General features: G+C 58.4%; 14 protein-coding genes. 9 read left to right on the top strand and 5 right to left on the bottom strand.

The genetic code is table 11. The features are described from left to right. Both ABNF92_RS12945 and dauA read right to left on the bottom strand, forming a co-directional pair. Nucleotides 1-1,947: an ion channel DMI1 gene (locus ABNF92_RS12945; RefSeq protein ID WP_349342368.1), complete on the bottom strand. Its 1,947-nt coding sequence runs from the start codon at nt 1,945-1,947 to the stop codon at nt 1-3. 71 nt (nt 1,948-2,018) lie between these two features. Continuing rightward, nucleotides 2,019-3,770 carry a C4-dicarboxylic acid transporter DauA gene (gene dauA, locus ABNF92_RS12940; RefSeq protein ID WP_349342367.1) on the bottom strand — a complete coding sequence of 584 codons (1,752 nt, stop codon included), beginning with the start codon at nt 3,768-3,770 and terminating at the stop codon, nt 2,019-2,021. Nucleotides 3,771-3,882: 112 nt separating this feature from the next. Between dauA and ABNF92_RS12935 the strand changes: the two genes are divergently transcribed. Further along, complete coding sequence (locus tag ABNF92_RS12935) at nt 3,883-4,062, top strand: CopG family transcriptional regulator (RefSeq protein WP_069182795.1); 180 nt, start codon at nt 3,883-3,885, stop codon at nt 4,060-4,062. Between the two features lie 88 nt (nt 4,063-4,150). Then, nucleotides 4,151-5,095 carry a ChaN family lipoprotein gene (locus tag ABNF92_RS12930; protein WP_349344089.1) on the top strand — a complete coding sequence of 315 codons (945 nt, stop codon included), beginning with the start codon at nt 4,151-4,153 and terminating at the stop codon, nt 5,093-5,095. Between the two features lie 8 nt (nt 5,096-5,103). On the opposite strand, the gene ABNF92_RS12925 is transcribed toward ABNF92_RS12930, so the two are convergent. Continuing rightward, nucleotides 5,104-5,637 (bottom strand): macro domain-containing protein, encoded by a 534-nt coding sequence (locus ABNF92_RS12925; RefSeq protein WP_349342366.1) that lies wholly within the window; start codon nt 5,635-5,637, stop codon nt 5,104-5,106. A gap of 116 nt (nt 5,638-5,753) precedes the next feature. On the opposite strand from ABNF92_RS12925, the gene ABNF92_RS12920 reads away from it, so the two are divergent. Next, nucleotides 5,754-6,464, top strand: coding sequence for an SIMPL domain-containing protein (locus ABNF92_RS12920; protein ID WP_349342365.1), 711 nt, complete (start codon nt 5,754-5,756; stop codon nt 6,462-6,464). A 9-nt stretch (nt 6,465-6,473) separates the two neighbouring features. On the opposite strand, the gene ABNF92_RS12915 is transcribed toward ABNF92_RS12920, so the two are convergent. After that, entirely contained in the window at nt 6,474-7,541 is a 1,068-nt protein-coding gene (locus ABNF92_RS12915; protein WP_349342364.1) for a beta-N-acetylglucosaminidase domain-containing protein, read from the bottom strand. Between the two features lie 117 nt (nt 7,542-7,658). Between ABNF92_RS12915 and ABNF92_RS12910 the strand changes: the two genes are divergently transcribed. The 6 genes from ABNF92_RS12910 to ABNF92_RS12885 all read left to right on the top strand — a co-directional run bounded on the left by ABNF92_RS12910 (nt 7,659) and on the right by ABNF92_RS12885 (nt 13,950). Beyond that, nucleotides 7,659-8,123 carry an ATPase gene (locus ABNF92_RS12910; RefSeq protein ID WP_222465463.1) on the top strand — a complete coding sequence of 155 codons (465 nt, stop codon included), beginning with the start codon at nt 7,659-7,661 and terminating at the stop codon, nt 8,121-8,123. Nucleotides 8,124-8,269: 146 nt separating this feature from the next. Next, nucleotides 8,270-9,346, top strand: a complete 1,077-nt coding sequence (locus ABNF92_RS12905) for a TRAP transporter substrate-binding protein (protein WP_349342363.1) — start codon at nt 8,270-8,272, stop codon at nt 9,344-9,346. A gap of 101 nt (nt 9,347-9,447) precedes the next feature. Beyond that, nucleotides 9,448-9,993, top strand: a complete 546-nt coding sequence (locus tag ABNF92_RS12900; RefSeq protein WP_349342362.1) for a TRAP transporter small permease subunit — start codon at nt 9,448-9,450, stop codon at nt 9,991-9,993. Beyond that, complete coding sequence (locus tag ABNF92_RS12895) at nt 9,990-11,285, top strand: TRAP transporter large permease subunit (RefSeq protein ID WP_069182043.1); 1,296 nt, start codon at nt 9,990-9,992, stop codon at nt 11,283-11,285. Before ABNF92_RS12900 ends, ABNF92_RS12895 begins: the two co-directional genes overlap by 4 nt. A 227-nt stretch (nt 11,286-11,512) precedes the next feature. Continuing rightward, nucleotides 11,513-12,826, top strand: coding sequence for a cyclopropane-fatty-acyl-phospholipid synthase family protein (locus ABNF92_RS12890; RefSeq protein WP_349342361.1), 1,314 nt, complete (start codon nt 11,513-11,515; stop codon nt 12,824-12,826). Next, nucleotides 12,826-13,950, top strand: a complete 1,125-nt coding sequence (locus tag ABNF92_RS12885; protein ID WP_349342360.1) for an NAD(P)/FAD-dependent oxidoreductase — start codon at nt 12,826-12,828, stop codon at nt 13,948-13,950. The genes ABNF92_RS12890 and ABNF92_RS12885 overlap by 1 nt, the downstream gene beginning before the upstream one ends. A gap of 65 nt (nt 13,951-14,015) precedes the next feature. On the opposite strand, the gene ABNF92_RS12880 is transcribed toward ABNF92_RS12885, so the two are convergent. After that, entirely contained in the window at nt 14,016-15,686 is a 1,671-nt protein-coding gene (locus ABNF92_RS12880; RefSeq protein WP_349342359.1) for a choice-of-anchor I family protein, read from the bottom strand. Nucleotides 15,687-15,691: the final 5 nt, after the last annotated feature.

Genomic DNA, 15,691 nt, shown 5'->3' with positions numbered 1-15,691 from the left:
TCAGGTCAGGCACAGCACCACCAGGCGGTCACCCGGCTGCAACTCCAGGTAGTCCTTCCTGGGCGGGTTCAGTTGCAGGTGGCGCCCACGTTCGTTGGCGTTGTTGCGAAAGACACCCAGGGCAAGCTCACCCTCTGAGGCCACCGTTTTTTCCAGGACCTGAAAGGTCGCACTCGCGGGCAGCGGGTAATCTGCGGGATCCCGGAACTGGATTTCGGCGCCGCCCACGGTGAACAGCTCATCCAGCACGATCCGAAGCTCCCGCCGCAAGGCCACCTGGGCCAGAACGTGACTGAGAATCATGGGGCTGATCATCATCTCACTCTTGTGCCCATCCAGCAGGTGCCGGTTGTCCGGGTCACTCAACTCCATGATCAGCTGTGGCCGCCGGGCAAAATCGGCCAGGATGTCCTCGAGCTGGAGATACCCCACCATCGCACGGGCATCGGCCTCTTCGCCGGAGGCCAGTCGGTCGCTGCTGAGCAGGATCACCGTATCGTAGCCCGCTGGCCCGATCCGGCGCAGTTCTCCCTCCACCATGTAATCCGCTTCGATATGCCGGCAGGTCAGGCGATCGGCATTCTCCACGTACTGGGCAATCGCCTGTTCCCGCTCGGCTTTCGGAACCACGGAAACCAGGTCCACCTCGAAGTGACGGTGTCCGTAACTCAGGAATTCCGCAATCAGGCTGGGCACCCGCCGATTCCACCCCAGCACCAGGACCCGGTGGTTGGCCTGGTCAGAAGGCCGGTCGACGCGCACCGCCTGCCCTCTTTCCAGCTCCGGCAAAGGTGTCTTTTTGGGATCGGGTTCGGTCTCGGAGTAGTCCCGGGCCATGATCACCACCCGATCGGCCGGATCAATTCGTGAGTCTGAGGGTGCCAGCAGCTGCACGTCCCAGCCTGCACCGCGCTGTTTCAAAAGGCCCAGCACGATAACCTCGGGCCGGGCCGCGGCCAGCTCACCAAGCGTTATTCCGCCCAGCGACTCTCCGCCCCGGATGTAGATCTCGTTGCCCTCACCGGCCGTGAGCAATTCGTTGTATACCTCCGATAGCCCGGGATGAAGAATATTCTGAACCATCAGACGACTGATCGTGGCATCGCCCGCTACCACTTCCACCGCGCCTGGATAGGCCCGCTCAATCACCGGAAGCTTGCGAACGTCCTGGATCTCGGCCACAACGAAAGGCAAGGAAGACTTGAGCTGCCTGGCCTGGGCCGCAATGGAGAGCAGTGCCTTGACGGTTTCCACATCCGAGGTCACCAGGCTTCCGGCCTCATGGGCGGCGCTGGGGACGATAACCGCCGCGGCATCCAGACAGGCCACCCGATGCAGGGCGTCCGGCTGGATTGCCGAGCCAGAACGCAGGATGATCTGCCGGGCCCTGCGACCGATGCCCGGTTCACTCCGCAGCTCGTGAACCTGGGCTGCAGAAGCCTCCTCCGACAGCACAACAAGATTCAGTTTCTGGGCATCGTGCTTTTCCAGAAAGCGGCGCATCCGGCCACTGGAGCCCAGCAATTCAGAAAGCAAGGGCAGGGTCTGGCTGGTCCAGCCCAGCACCACCACATGGTTTTTAAGAGTTACCGGTGTGAGACCGCGTTCCAGGTCCGCCATCTTGGCTATCAGCCATCGGGTCAGGATGGCCACCAGGGTGCCCATGAACACCACGTACCCCAGAACTGTCAGCAGCGTCGAGACGATTCGCTGCCAGGTGCCGACATCATCCCCCAGATATCCGGGATCGGTCAGCCGAAGAAAAGCCCACCAGATGGCCGAGCCCGGCTCCTCGAAGTCTCCGCCCTGGGGGACCACCAGAAGGCCGCCAATCAGGGAAATCAGGCCGATAAACACACCGACCACAAGAAGCTGGAACCCCGCCCCTTTTACCAGTTGGCGTTCCAGTATGAATTTCACTCGGTCGATCAGCCGAAAAGGCAGCATGGCATTCCTTCTTTTGCGCGTAGTCTTATCGCCTAAGGGTAAACCATTCCGGGACTTCGGGAATCAATGTTTTATCCGGCGGGCTGGCCAGGTTCAGCGCCGGGTTCAGCAATCAGCCGCAAGGCTTCGTCCAGGGAGGACGTGTAGCGGCTCACACCAGGCACTGGCATGACACCGGCGCGAGAGAGGGTTCGCAACGGCTGGAACTGAAGATCGGCGATCACAATTTGCGTACCGTCCCGCTCACAGGTGGCAATCAGTTTGTTCAGGGCAGACAGCCCTCCGGCATCGAGAATGGTGACGCCGTCCATATAGAGGACGAACCCGCGCGCGTTTCTGGCCATCAGCGCCAGCTCTCCGAAAATCCGGTCAGCGGCGGCAAAGAACAAGGGACCATTGATCTTGAAGACCTGCCAGCCCTCGGGCACTCGAGCTTCCGCAATCCGTTTGCTCAGTGTGATATCCGTGACCTTGGTCATCTGGGCCATTTCCCGCATGAACAGGACGGCCGCCAACAAGACTCCGGTGGTGATGGCAATTACCATGTCCAGCAGCACCGTAAGCGAAAAACAGGTGATAAAAACCAGGATATCGCTGCGCGGCGCGGTTTTCAGCAGATGCAGTGACTTGGGCGCCTCACTCATGTTCCAGGCCACCATAATCAGCAGGGCCGCCATGGCCGGCATAGGCAGATAGGCCAGAAGGCCCGCCAGAGAAACCAGGGCAAGCAGCACCACCAGAGAGTGCACCATGGCCGATACGGGTGACTCGGCGCCAGCGCGGTAATTGGCAGCAGAGCGGGCAATAGCGGCGGTCGCGGTAATGCCGCCGAAAAACGGCGTGATGATGTTGCCAAGCCCCTGCCCCATCAGCTCGCTGTTGGCGCTGTGGCGTTTTCCGGTCATGCCATCCAGCACAACGGCACAGAGCAGGGATTCGATGGCGCCGAGCATCGCAATGGCAAACGCGGCAGGTAGCAGGTCACGAACCAGCGACCATGACAAGCCAATTGGCTCGCCCGATGCCCCCGCCTGCTGCCAGGGCCAGGCAAACTCTGGCAGGAAAGGCGGAATACCCGCCCCCATCGAGCCATCGGGCAGCAGATAGCTGAACCTTGAGCCAATGGTTTCGACAGCAGCGCCCTGTGTATTCAACCACAGAGCCAGAAGACTCCCGATCACCACAGCCGGCAGATGCGGAGGCACCGGGGTTTTAAGTCTTGGCCAGAGCAACATGCAGGCGAGGGTGACGCTGGCCACGAGCGTGCTCATGGCACCAAACTCCGGCAACGCCCCTGCCAGCAACGCCAGTTTATCCCAGTAGTGCTCGGGCATATCGCCAACCGGCAGACCCAGAAAATCCCGGACCTGCAAAGTGGCAATCACCACCGCAATGCCTCCGGTGAACCCCAGGGTGACAGACTCCGGAATGTACTCGATGAATCGCCCCAGCCGCATCAGAGCCATGATCATCAGCAAAACGCCGGACATCAGGGTAGCCAGCAGCAAACCACCCAGACCATAGCTCTGGGCGATCGGATAGAGAATAACAACGAAGGCAGCCGTGGGCCCGGAGATACTGAACCGGCTGCCACCAGTCAGTGCAATTACAAACCCGGCAATAATGGCGGTGTAGAGCCCGTACTGTGGCGCAACACCACTGGCAATCGCCAACGCCATGGCCAGAGGTATGGCAATAATGCCCACCGTTACACCGGCCATCAGATCCCGTAGAAAACGCCTTCCGCGATAGGGCTCATCGATGCAGGCTTCTCGGAATGCGTGGGCTATCCGGAGTGAAAACAGGTGGGCGCGATGCGGCATAAAAGACTCGTTAATTGCAACTGATGCCTGTAAATTATATGCTCATAAAATATTCATTCAATGTTAATATTATTAACATACTTAGCAATCACCAAAGGTTATGAACAACTCCATGGAAAAGCGCACTGCCCGTCTGACGTTACTGATCGACCCGGAAAAAAAGGCCGCCTTTGAAGAACTGTGCAAGCAGGAAGACGTAACCCCTTCCCAGAGGGTGCGCCAATTCATCCGGGAATACGTGGAAGAAAGGCTGGGCCCCGACTGGCGAGAAGAACGCGAAAAACGATCCTGAATGTGATCAAAACGTAAGGACTGTCATGAACGTTTTTGCGCCAGCCCTGCTCATTGCCACACTGTCCGCCCTGAACGGATGTACTGCCATGCCTTCATCAAAAGACCCTGATGCGGTTCTGACAGCACCGCAGACCCAGTACGATGCCCGCATCATTCAGCCGGAGAACAATACCGCACTGACGCCTGAACAGCTGGCCCAGCGACTGGTCAACACAGATGTGGTTTTTGTCGGCGAATACCATGGGCACCATGGCTCGCATCTTCTTCAATCCCGGCTTCAAACCGCCCTGTTCCAGCAACGGCCAGAGCAGATTCTCAGCATGGAACAGTTCAACCTGGACCGTCAGAACGAGCTGCGCCGGTACCTGAAGGGAGAGACCGGCGAAACCGAAATGATTGAGGATGCCGATGCCTGGGATAACTACCGGGCCTCCTATCGGCCACTGGTGGAATTTGCCCGCCGGCATAATCTGCCAGTGATCGCCGCGAATGCGCCGGCAGACGTTGTGCGCTGTGTCGGCCGGAAAGGTCCGGAGTACCTCGAGCGTGTCTCAGACACCCTGAAACAGAAGTTGCCCTCCGCCCCCTTCATGGACACCCCGGCCTACCGGGAAAAGTTCATGGCAGCCATTGGTGCGAGCCATCAGGCAGACGACACCATGAGCGAGCGCATGGAAAACACCTACAAGGCTCAGCTACTCCGTGACAACACCATGGCTGCCCGCATTCTGCAGGCCCGGGCAGAGCATCCGGGGCACCAGGTGCTGCACCTGACCGGCACGTTTCACAGTGAAGAAGGCCTGGGAACCGTGGCGCTGTTAAAGCAACGTGCACCGGAGGTCTCGGTTGCCGTGGTCAGTCCAGTTTTCTGGCCATCAGACATCAACCAACCACCACTGGACCAGAATCGCGCGAAAGGTGACTTCGTTTACTTTATCCAGCCCCTGCCCGACGAATTCCGGGATGCCGAGCGGGAACGCAAAGCCATGCAGGCCCGTTTCAGCCGATCAACCGACAGGACCTGTGACTAAGGCAACCTCTACCTACCGGAAAGGTCCGGTTCCAGCTTGAGGGCCTCATCGAATATGGAAAGATCCTGATCGCTGAAAAGAACAAACCGGACCATACGAACAGAGTTGAGATCTGCCAGGGTGTCGGCCACCGTTTTCATGGCCACAGCCGCTGCGTCTCTCAACGGGTAACCGAAAACCCCGGTAGAAATGGCAGGAAAGGCAATGGAGGACAGGCCGCGCTGGTCCGCCAGTCGCAGCGCGTTCCGGAAACAGTCCGCCAGCAGACGGTCTGAGGGCTCATCCACCCCATAAACCGGGCCCAGGCAATGGATGACATACTGGTTAGGCAGGTTGTGGGCGGAGCTGATCACCGCCTCGCCAGGACTGATGGGCGCCAAAGTCCGGCACTCCTCTGCCAGACCGGGGCCTGCGGCACCGTGAATGGCACCGGCCACGCCACTGCCGGGCAGAAGTTCGGCATTGGCCGCATTCACGATGACATCGATATCCGGTTGTGCGGCAATATTGCCTTTGACGCACTCAACTTTCACAGCCGTCATGATTCCTCCCTTCCAGCTTTTGAGGTGAAGCGCTAGTCTTGTTCCTGACATTCAGGATAGCAGCCATCATCCGGACGCTTTCCGGAGCTCTCCGGTGATTCCAACAGGGAAACTCCATGAAAATTCTTGCCTCGCTGATTCTCGGCATCAGCGCCATTATCTCCGCCGCCCTGATCGGTGACGGCCTGACTGACCTGAAAACCGGCGACCGCTATGTCACCGTCAAGGGTGTGGCTGAACGGGAAGTAACTGCAGATCTTGCCTTGTGGCCCATTCGCTTTGTTGCAACAGGGGCGTCGCTGAGTGAGGCCCAGGACAAGGCCAGAAGCAGCCGGGATGCAATCATTGCCTTCCTGAAACTGCAGGCCATTGACCAGGATGCGGTTGAACTCCAGCGCCTGGATGTCACCGATACCCGGGCCAACCCCTACCAGGCCAATAACGGCGAGCAGAAATTCATCATCAGCCAGACCCTGATGGTCCGTAGCACCGATATTGACCGAATCCGCCAGGCCGCACAGGGAGTCAGTGAACTGGTGGACTCGGGAGTGGTGCTCTCCTCGGACTACGGCCCATCGGGGCCTACCTATCTGTTTAACGGACTCAACGATATCAAGCCCGAGATGATCGCCGAAGCCACGGCATCAGCGCGGGAAGCGGCAGCCCAGTTTGCCCAGGATGCCAAGGCGGAACTCGGGGGTCTGCGACGCGCCAATCAGGGTGTGTTCCAGATTCTGGCCCGGGATCAGGCACCGGGCATCATGGAAGGACAGCAACCCGTCAAAACCGTTCGCGTGGTCTCGACCGTTGAATATTACCTTCGCTAGCCGCGCGGGTTACTGGGTAGCCACCATCTCATCGGTAACCTGATATTCACCCGCCAGCCAGCGCAGAACCTCGTTGGCTGCAGGGTGGTCGAAGGCATCGTAGGTGTGCTGCAGACTCTGCCGCTTTTCAGCACTGATCCGGCCCAGGCCGGCGTCCTGCAGTACCAGCAAATCCGCCTGCAGCTGCGCCGCCAACTCCCGGCCCAGCACCTCCCGGGCCGCGTGGCGGAACGCCTGGCCGTATTGATAGGAGGGTCCCAGGCGATAGGATTCTGCCAGCGTGATGGCCGGAACTGCCGTTAACGTCGGCTGCAGTGCCGGATTGATCCCGTGGGCTGCCAGATGCGCGGCATTGGCCGCCGGTCGCCCGGTGAACGCACGCAGGTGCAGATGCTGCGACATCCGGTCACCGTCATTGACCGGGTAATTGTCCCAGAGTACCGGCTTGCGCCCGAGCAGATCCCCGATCCTCTTCAGGTGCCCGGGCGATACTTCCCGGGAGCACACCTCCTCCCCGGTCCAGAAGATATTCACCGAATGGTCCAGTTTGCGCCCGAGAGTTTCCAGATAATCTGCCGGACGCTCTCCAAACACCCGATCCAGTACGGGGTCGTCAGAATAGTAACTGGGACAGACGCTCAGAAACTTGATGGCTGTGTGCTCACGAACCCAGTGCACTATGTCAGCCTGAGTACCGGCAAGGTCCGGGGTATCGGAACGCATGTCGTCAAACAGGATCGCCAGTTCATCAATACCGATACGTTCCAGCAGCGCGAGTTTGTCTGCCAACGCCGCGCGGGCCTCGTCGTCGAACCGGTTGAATATCTCGAACGGGCTCAGCCCTATGCCGAAACGCACCCCCTCATGACGACAGAAACGGGAAAACTCGGCCAGCTCCGAGGCCATGGCTGGCGGGTGTGGCTGCTGCCATTTGCGCCGGAGGAAGGCATCGGCCTTGGGAGCATAGAGATAAAACCCGTAACCGTGGGGGGCCAGGGTGCGGACCAGGTGTCGACGTTCCTGCCAGGTCCACATGGGGCCGTAGAATCCTTCAATGATGCCTAATGTCGTTGTCATGGCCAATTTCCGTTTCGCTGATGCCGGAGCCCGGCGGGTACCCCATAACCCTCAATTTTGACTAGACTTATCTCTAATGCCAACTACAAACAATCCGCCCCGGCAAGGAGCAGAGCAATGGAGATAACAACTTTCGAGGACCTGATTGACTGGACACGTCAGCTGCACGCGCATCTGTCCCGAAGCCTTCATGAATCGGCCAAACTGAACAATGACGAGAGAGCCTCCGCGTTGCTCGATTACCTGTCGCGCCATGAGTCGCTGCTGGAGAAAGCCGTGCGTGAATTCGAGAACCAGGCCGAGCCCAAGGCCATGAGCACACGCCTCTACGATTACCTGAACAACCAGCACAAGCCGATTGGCCCCAGCGCCGACTCCTACACCCATTATGCGTCCATGTCTTTCGAAGACATCGCCCGGGAGGTCTTCCAGTTTCACGACCAGGTCATGGACCTCTACGATTCACTGATCGGCAAGGCGGAAATCCCCGAAGCCAAGTCGCTGCTGGAAGACCTCCTGGCGCTGGAAGAACACGAGGCGATGCGTCTCGCCAGCCAGATTGGCAGGATGCAAGACCTCTGATCCACCTTACGACCAAGGTCGTATAAGAACCGGTTTTTGATTTCGTTTGTTAACGATAATTGCTAACGTGAACTAGCATCAAGAGTAGTTTTCCCCCAAAAGGGGGAACGCTCGACCCACAAAAAAGATAAGAGGATAGAAGAGCAATGAAGATCCGTTCTGTTCTTTCCGCGGCTGTGCTGGCTGTGGCAACTACCTTTGCCTCCTCGCAGGCGCTCGCCCAAGACACGTTCACCCTCCGCCTTGCGGAAACCTGGGGACCTAACTTTCCGATTTTCGGTGACACCACCAAGCGTTTCGCCGAGAACGTCGAGAAAATGTCCGACGGACGCCTGAAAGTCCGCATCGACTCTGCCAACAAGCACAAGGCCCCGCTGGGCGTGTTTGACATGGTCAAGGCCGGACAATATGACATGGGCCACTCTGCCTCCTACTACTGGAAAGGCAAGGTTCCCGAGACCCTGTTCTTCACCAGCATGCCGTTTGGTATGAACGCCATGGAACAGTACGCCTGGTTCTACCATGGCGGCGGCATGGAACTGATGCAGGAAGTCTATGAGCCCCACAACATGCTGTCCTTCCCGGGCGGTAACACCGGTGTTCAGATGGGCGGCTGGTTCCGCGAGGAAATCAACTCTCTGGAAGACCTTCAGGGTCTGAAAATGCGTATCCCCGGTTTCGCCGGTGAGGTATTCGCGGAAGTTGGCGTTAACCCGACCAACATTGCGCCGGGTGAGCTCTACACCGCTCTTGAGCGCAACACCATCGATGCGGTTGAGTGGGTAGGCCCGGCCCTGGATCTCCGTCTTGGCTTCCAGCAGATTGCCGACTACTACTACACCGGTTGGCACGAGCCGGCCACCGAGCTGCAGTTCCTGGTGAACAAGCGTGTTTGGGACAAACTGCCGGCGGATCTGCAGGAAATCATGCGTGTCGCCATGCGCACTGCCTCCTACGACATGCTGGTTCATTCCCAGCACGCCAACGCCGAAGCCTGGGCCAACATTCGCGAGGAATATCCGAATGTCCAGATCAAACGTTTTCCGGACGAAATCTTTGATGCCATGTATGAAGCCAACAACAAGCTGCTGAAAGAAGCCGCTGCTGAGAGCGACATGGCTGCCAAGATTATCGACTCCCAGGAGAACTACCTTGAGCAGAGCCGCGCTTATACCAACATTTCCGAGCGCGCTTACCTCAACACCATGGCCGAAGTCGAGTAAGATATAGGCTGTAACGGAGCCGGGATCGCTCTACGAGTGATCCCGGTTTTGTCGTTTATAGCAACTGAAAAAGCGCCAGCTCTCCTGGCGGGGGATCATCAATGCGGTGGATTATCAAACTGGACGAGGGGCTTTCGCGCTTGTCCACATTCTGTGGCTGGGTTGCCTGTGTCGCGATGATACTGATGGCAGCCAACGTCTTTTACGACGTCGTGGCCCGCTACGCTTTCAACAACGTTTCAATCGGCATGCAGGAAATGGAGTGGCACCTCTATTCGGTGGTGTTCCTGCTGGGTATTCCCTACGCATTGCGCACGGATGGTCATGTTCGGGTCGACGTTTTCTACACTCGCTGGAGCAACAAGGCCAAGGCCTGGGTAAATCTGGTGGGTGCATTCATTTTCGTTATTCCCTTTGCCTACCTGATCGGCGTCTATGGTTACGATTTTGCCGTGGACTCCTACAACATGGGTGAAGGCAGTGGCGACCCCGGCGGTCTGCCCCACCGCTGGATCATCAAGTCCGTCATCCCTATCAGCGCAGTCTTCATCGGCATTGCAGGCCTGAATATGGCCACCTATGCGATACGGGTTATGTCGGGCGAGAAAGAATACGAAGGTGAGCATAGCGCAGGAGGCCTCGCATGATCGGTATGATTATGTTCGGTGTCGCCCTGCTGATGCTGATGCTGGGCTTCCCGGTAGCATTCACCTTCGGTGGCGTGGCATTGTTCTTCGGAATCTTCGCCGAGGGCATGGATCTCTTTGCCTTCATGCCCTATCGCATCATGAGCGTGATGCAGAATACCGTTCTGATGGCGGTGCCCCTGTTCATTTTCATGGGCGTGGTGCTTCAGCGCACCCGGCTGGCAGAGCAGCTATTGACCTCCATGGGTCGACTTTTTGGTGGCCTTCCAGGCGGTCTGGCGATTTCGACCATCCTGGTTGGTGCCCTGTTGGCCGCATCCACCGGCGTCGTGGGCGCCAGTGTGGTGGCCATGGGCCTGATTTCCTTACCGGTGATGCTGGCCCACAAATACGACAAACGGCTCGCTACAGGCACCATCTGTGCATCCGGTACGCTCGGCCAGATCGTCCCGCCCTCGATCATCCTGATCATCCTCGGTGACGTGCTTGGCCTTCCGGTCGGGGACCTGTTCAAGGCCGCCGTCTGGCCCGGCATCGTACTGGTGGGGCTCTATATCGTGTACATCCTGGTTCTGACCAGGCTGCGGCCCGAGACGGCTCCGGCCATGCCGGATGAGCCAGGCGTATCGCGCAAGAAGGAAATCTTCAATGCGCTGCTGGCAATCATTCCGCCGCTGGCATTGATTGTGGTGGTTCTGGGCTCGATCTTCACCGGCATTGCCACGCCTACGGAGTCATCTGCTCTGGGTGGCGTCGGCGCTGTTGTTCTGGCCATCATCTACCGTCAGTTCTCGTTCAAGATGGTATGGGATGCATCCAAGGACACGGTGAAGGTAACTGCCATGGTCTTCGCGATCCTGATTGGTGCCACCGCTTTCTCCATGGTGTTCAGCTACACCGGCGGCGACTACCTGCTGGAAGAGTGGCTGCTCCAGCTGCCCGGTGAAAAGTGGGGCTTCATCATCCTGGCCATGGTGGTCATCCTGGTACTGGGTTTCTTCATCGATTTCGTGGAGATTTCCTTCATCATCGTGCCGATCCTTGCGCCGGTGGCCGAGGCCATGGGCATCAACATGCTCTGGTTCGCGATTCTGATTGCAATGAACCTGCAAACCAGCTTCCTGACGCCACCATTCGGGTTTTCGTTGTTCTATCTGAAGGGGGTAGCACCGCCCGAGGTGCGAACAACGGACATCTACAAAGGCGTGCTGCCCTTCATCCTGATACAGATGTTTGTGCTGGCACTGATAGTCATTTTCCCAGAATGGTTTGGTATGAGTTCCTCATACTGATTCGAAGAATACCGGGCCTGAGGGCCCGGTATTTTTTTCAGTCCCTCTCATTTCCTGCGACTCTATTCTCACGATAGTTTTCTTCTTCATACGCCTCACCTGACAAAATCTGACTGTTTTCTATACTGAACGGACAAGCGGTGATTCTCAGACTGGTATTCGGGAACCCTGGAAAACGCACGTCGACAAAACATTGATGTTGAGGTTAGGAAGGGAGAGTGGAGTCCATGAATCAGAGCACTGCCCAGAAACCCCGTGACCACGGGCAAGAATCCAAAAGCCATGTTCTGACCCTGCCACTGGAAAGCACCCACGTGGACCGGTCACCGCACACGTACGAACGCTGGCTGATTGCCAAGCTGATGCGCATGGCCGGCTCACCGCCGCTTCGGTTCCGGCTCTGGAACGGCGATGTCATCGAACCGGAGGGCCAACAGGCACAGTTCACTCTGCACCTTACCGACCCCAAGGCCCTGTACGCACTGGTGACCAACCCCAACCTGGCGTTCGGCGATCTCTATAGCGCGGGCCGACTGGAGGTAGAAGGCGACCTGCCCGACCTGATGGAAACCCTCTACCGCTCAGTTCATCAGGCGCGCCAGAAGTGGCCAAAATGGCTCGAAGCACTCTGGCGCAATCACAACCCCCGGTCCACCGGGATCTCCGAAGCCAAAGAAAACATTAACCACCACTATGACCTGGGCAACGAGTTCTACCGGCTCTGGCTGGACAGCGCTGAAATGCAGTACACCTGCGCCTATTACGAGAGCCCCGAGCTGACCCTGGAACAGGCTCAACTGGCCAAGCTGGAGCATGTCTGCCGCAAGCTCCGTCTCAAACCCGGCATGACCGTGGTCGAGGCCGGCTGCGGCTGGGGTGGGCTGGCCCGTTACATGGCCCGCAACTACGGCGTCAAGGTGCACTCCTACAACATCTCAAAAGAGCAGCTGGCCTTTGCCCGGGAGGAGGCCCGTAAGCAGGGGCTGAATCATCTGGTGGAATACGTCGAGGACGACTACCGAAACATCAGCGGCCAGTACGATGCCTTTGTCTCCATCGGCATGCTGGAACACGTGGGAAAGGAAAACTACGAGGCGTTGTCCGAACTCATCAAGCGGAGCCTGAAACCCGACGGGATTGCCCTGCTCCACAGTATTGGCCGCAATCGCCCGATGCTGATGAACGCCTGGATCGAAAAACGCATCTTCCCCGGCGCCTATCCGCCCAGCATCGGCGAATTCATGAAAATCTGCGAACACGGCGATTTCTCGGTACTGGATGTGGAGAACCTGCGCCTGCATTACGCCCAGACCCTCAGCCACTGGATGGATCGTTTCAACGAGAACGAAGACAAGGTAACGGCTATGTACGATGGCCACTTTACCCGGGCCTGGCGCATGTATCTGGCGGGCTCCATCGCTGCGTTCCGCGCCGGCTCACTGCAACTGTTCCAGGTGGTTTTCACCCACGGCGACAACAACAGTCTGCCGCAGAACCGCCGGGACCTGTATGAGTTTCCAGCGGCACCAGAGGAGGCCTGATGGATTATTACGACCTGATCATCGTCGGTGCCGGCCCAGCCGGCTCCACCCTGGCCAGTGCCCTTGAGACCAGCGGCAAAAAAGTACTGATCATCGACAAACAGGATTTTCCCCGGGATAAAACCTGCGCGGGCTGGGTGACTCCTGCCGTCATGAAAACCCTGAAGATTGATCTCGACGAGTACGCCAACGGACGGACATTCCAGCCTATTCGCCGGTTTCGCATCGGCATGATGGGGCAGCCGGCCGTGGAAAACGACCACGGCGATGTGGTCAGCTATGGCATTCGCCGGTGTGAATTCGACGATTATCTGCTCAGCCGCGTCACCGGTCCGAAACAGCTCGCCACGCCGGTCAAGTCCATCGTCCGGAAAGACGGCAACTGGCTCATCAACGACACCTGGGAAGCCCCCCTTGTCGTGGGTGCCGGCGGGCACTTCTGCCCGGTTGCACGGTTGCTTGGCGAAGGCCCGGGTAGCCACGAGACCGTTGTCGCCGCCAAGGAGGTGGAATTCGAAATGACACCCGAGCAGGCTTCCGCCTGCGAGGCCCGGGGCGACACCCCGGAGCTCTGGTTCTGCCGCGATCTCAAGGGTTATGCCTGGGTGTTTCGCAAAGGCAATTACCTGAATATCGGGCTGGGCCGGGAGGATAACCACAAGCTGAGCGGTCATCTAGAGGCTTTTGTCGATGAGATGAAGTCCGCCGGGCGCATTCCGGAGGACCTGCCCGGGCGTTTCAAAGGCCACGCCTACCTGCTTTATGCCCATGCCGAGAGGCCACTGGTGGACGACGGTATTCTGTTGATTGGCGATTCCGCCGGCCTGGCTTACACCCAGAGCGGTGAAGGCATCCGGCCCGCCATCGAATCGGCGCTGCTGGCGGCAGATGTGATACGGGACGCGCCGGATTATTCGGCCTCCTCATTGCAGATCTACGGCGATGCCATTGCCGAACGCTTTGGCAATCGGGCGGCAGACACGGATCAGGGCTGGCAGGTTCCGGACTGGATCAAGACGCCACTGGCCAGCAGCCTGATGCGCTCGCACTGGTTTACAAGAAAGGTGGTTACGGAGAAGTGGTTCCTCCATCAGGAAGTGCCGCCGCTGAAAGCCGCTGTCTGAGACGGAAAACAAAAAACCCGGGAGAATCTATAACGATGCCCCCGGGTTTCTTTCAGGCCCTGAACTCAGTTCGCCGTCAGTTCAATCACGTCAATACCGTACAGGGTGGTGGTTCCGCTGATTTCATTTCCCACTGCCAGCAAGGGCTGCCCATTCGGGCTGTCCTCAGCGGCGATGAAGGCAATGCCCTCCGGCCCAAGATCTTTGGCCATACCGGCCCGCAGGTCTGCATCCGACACTGAGAAATCCCGATTGTTCAGGTACTGGACGAATTCCGGATTCTGGGGATTGGTCACGTCGTAAACCATGATTCCGCCAATTCGCTCAAGACCGATAAACGCGAAGGTCTGGCCGTTGATTGTGCCAACCGTGACGGCTTCCGGCTCAGGACCTTTGTCATCAGATCGGTTGTCGAAATTGTTCTCGTCATTGGTGGCGTTGAAGTTCTCAGGCAACAGACTGGCGGTGATCCGCTCGAATTCGCTGCCGCTGTCAAAGACCCTCTGGCCATCGACAGACCAGATAGAGAAGGATCGTGCGCCGTAGGTGTAGATTTCGCTGTATTCGCAGTCTACTCCCGGATCTGTCGCCGGGTCAGAGGGATCGCAGCCATTGCTGACGCCCAGGGTCGAGGTCACGTTGATCCGGCCCAGGTTCTCCTCCAGCTGTAGATCGGCCGCATTTGGGAAGGCCGTGGCATCCAGGGTCAGATCCCCGAGCCGGAACTCTTCGGAGAAGCCATCATAGTCCCGGGAATCACCCTCGTTGGCGGTGATGTAGTAGGTCTTGCCGTTGTAGCCGTAGCTGGTGATCGCGTCCGGCATATACATACCTTTTACCGGCCAGTTGCGAATGTTGATGCCGCTATCCCGGTTGCTGACGTCCAGCTCGTTTCCTATCACGCTGTGGTCCTTGAAACCGAGGGGCAGGATCGCATTGATCACCCCGGCCTCGATATCCAGCTCGGCTACGGCGTTGTTCTCCTGCAGGGCGACCCAGGCGGTCTTGTTGTCGAGGGAGACCGCAATGTACTCCGGCTCCATATCCTGGGCGACGGTTGCTCCCGGCCCAAACACCCGCACACCGCTGGCTTTCAGGGCCACCTCATCGGCATTGAAGGCTTCGAATCCTGCGGTGGTTACCGTTGCACCGGCAACGCCCGCTGACAGATCAATAATGCTGACGGATCCCACCGGATCGTTGGTGTAGTCGTCGCTGGGTTCACCCTCGTTGGCGACCAGCACTTTCATGCCGTCCCGGGTAAAGGTAACCATATCGGGCAGCGCCCCTACCGTAACTTCACCAACCTTGCCAAGGTCAGTGGTGTTGTAGAAAACGACCTTGCCGTTGTCCTGCTTGACGTCGGCTTCGATGGCCACCGCCACCAGGCTGCCGAAGACAGCCACACTGTTGGCGGAAGCACCCTCGGCGGTCGCCTCGATGGTCTGCAAGAGAACCGGTTGGGAGGGGTCCTGGATATCAAGCACGTCTACCGTGGAGGCACCGGCGTTTACAACGAACAATCGCTGGTTGGCAGCATCGTGGGCAACAATTTCGGCGGCTCCCACGTCGAACACATCGCCCGGGGCCTGATAGGTGCCCAGGACATTAAGTTCGATCAGTGCTTTGCTGGTGCCGTTGATACCATCAGCGCCATCGTCACCATCATCGGTACAGGCGCTCAGGCCCAAGAGGGAAGACAGGATGGTTGCGGAAAGCAGGGTCTTACGGAACATGACAT

This window comes from Marinobacter sp. MMG032 (assembly GCF_040112695.1).
Lineage (GTDB): Bacteria > Pseudomonadota > Gammaproteobacteria > Pseudomonadales > Oleiphilaceae > Marinobacter > Marinobacter salsuginis.
The sequence above is the reverse complement of the archived record's forward strand: the minus strand, read 5'-3'. Positions and strand labels throughout refer to the sequence as shown.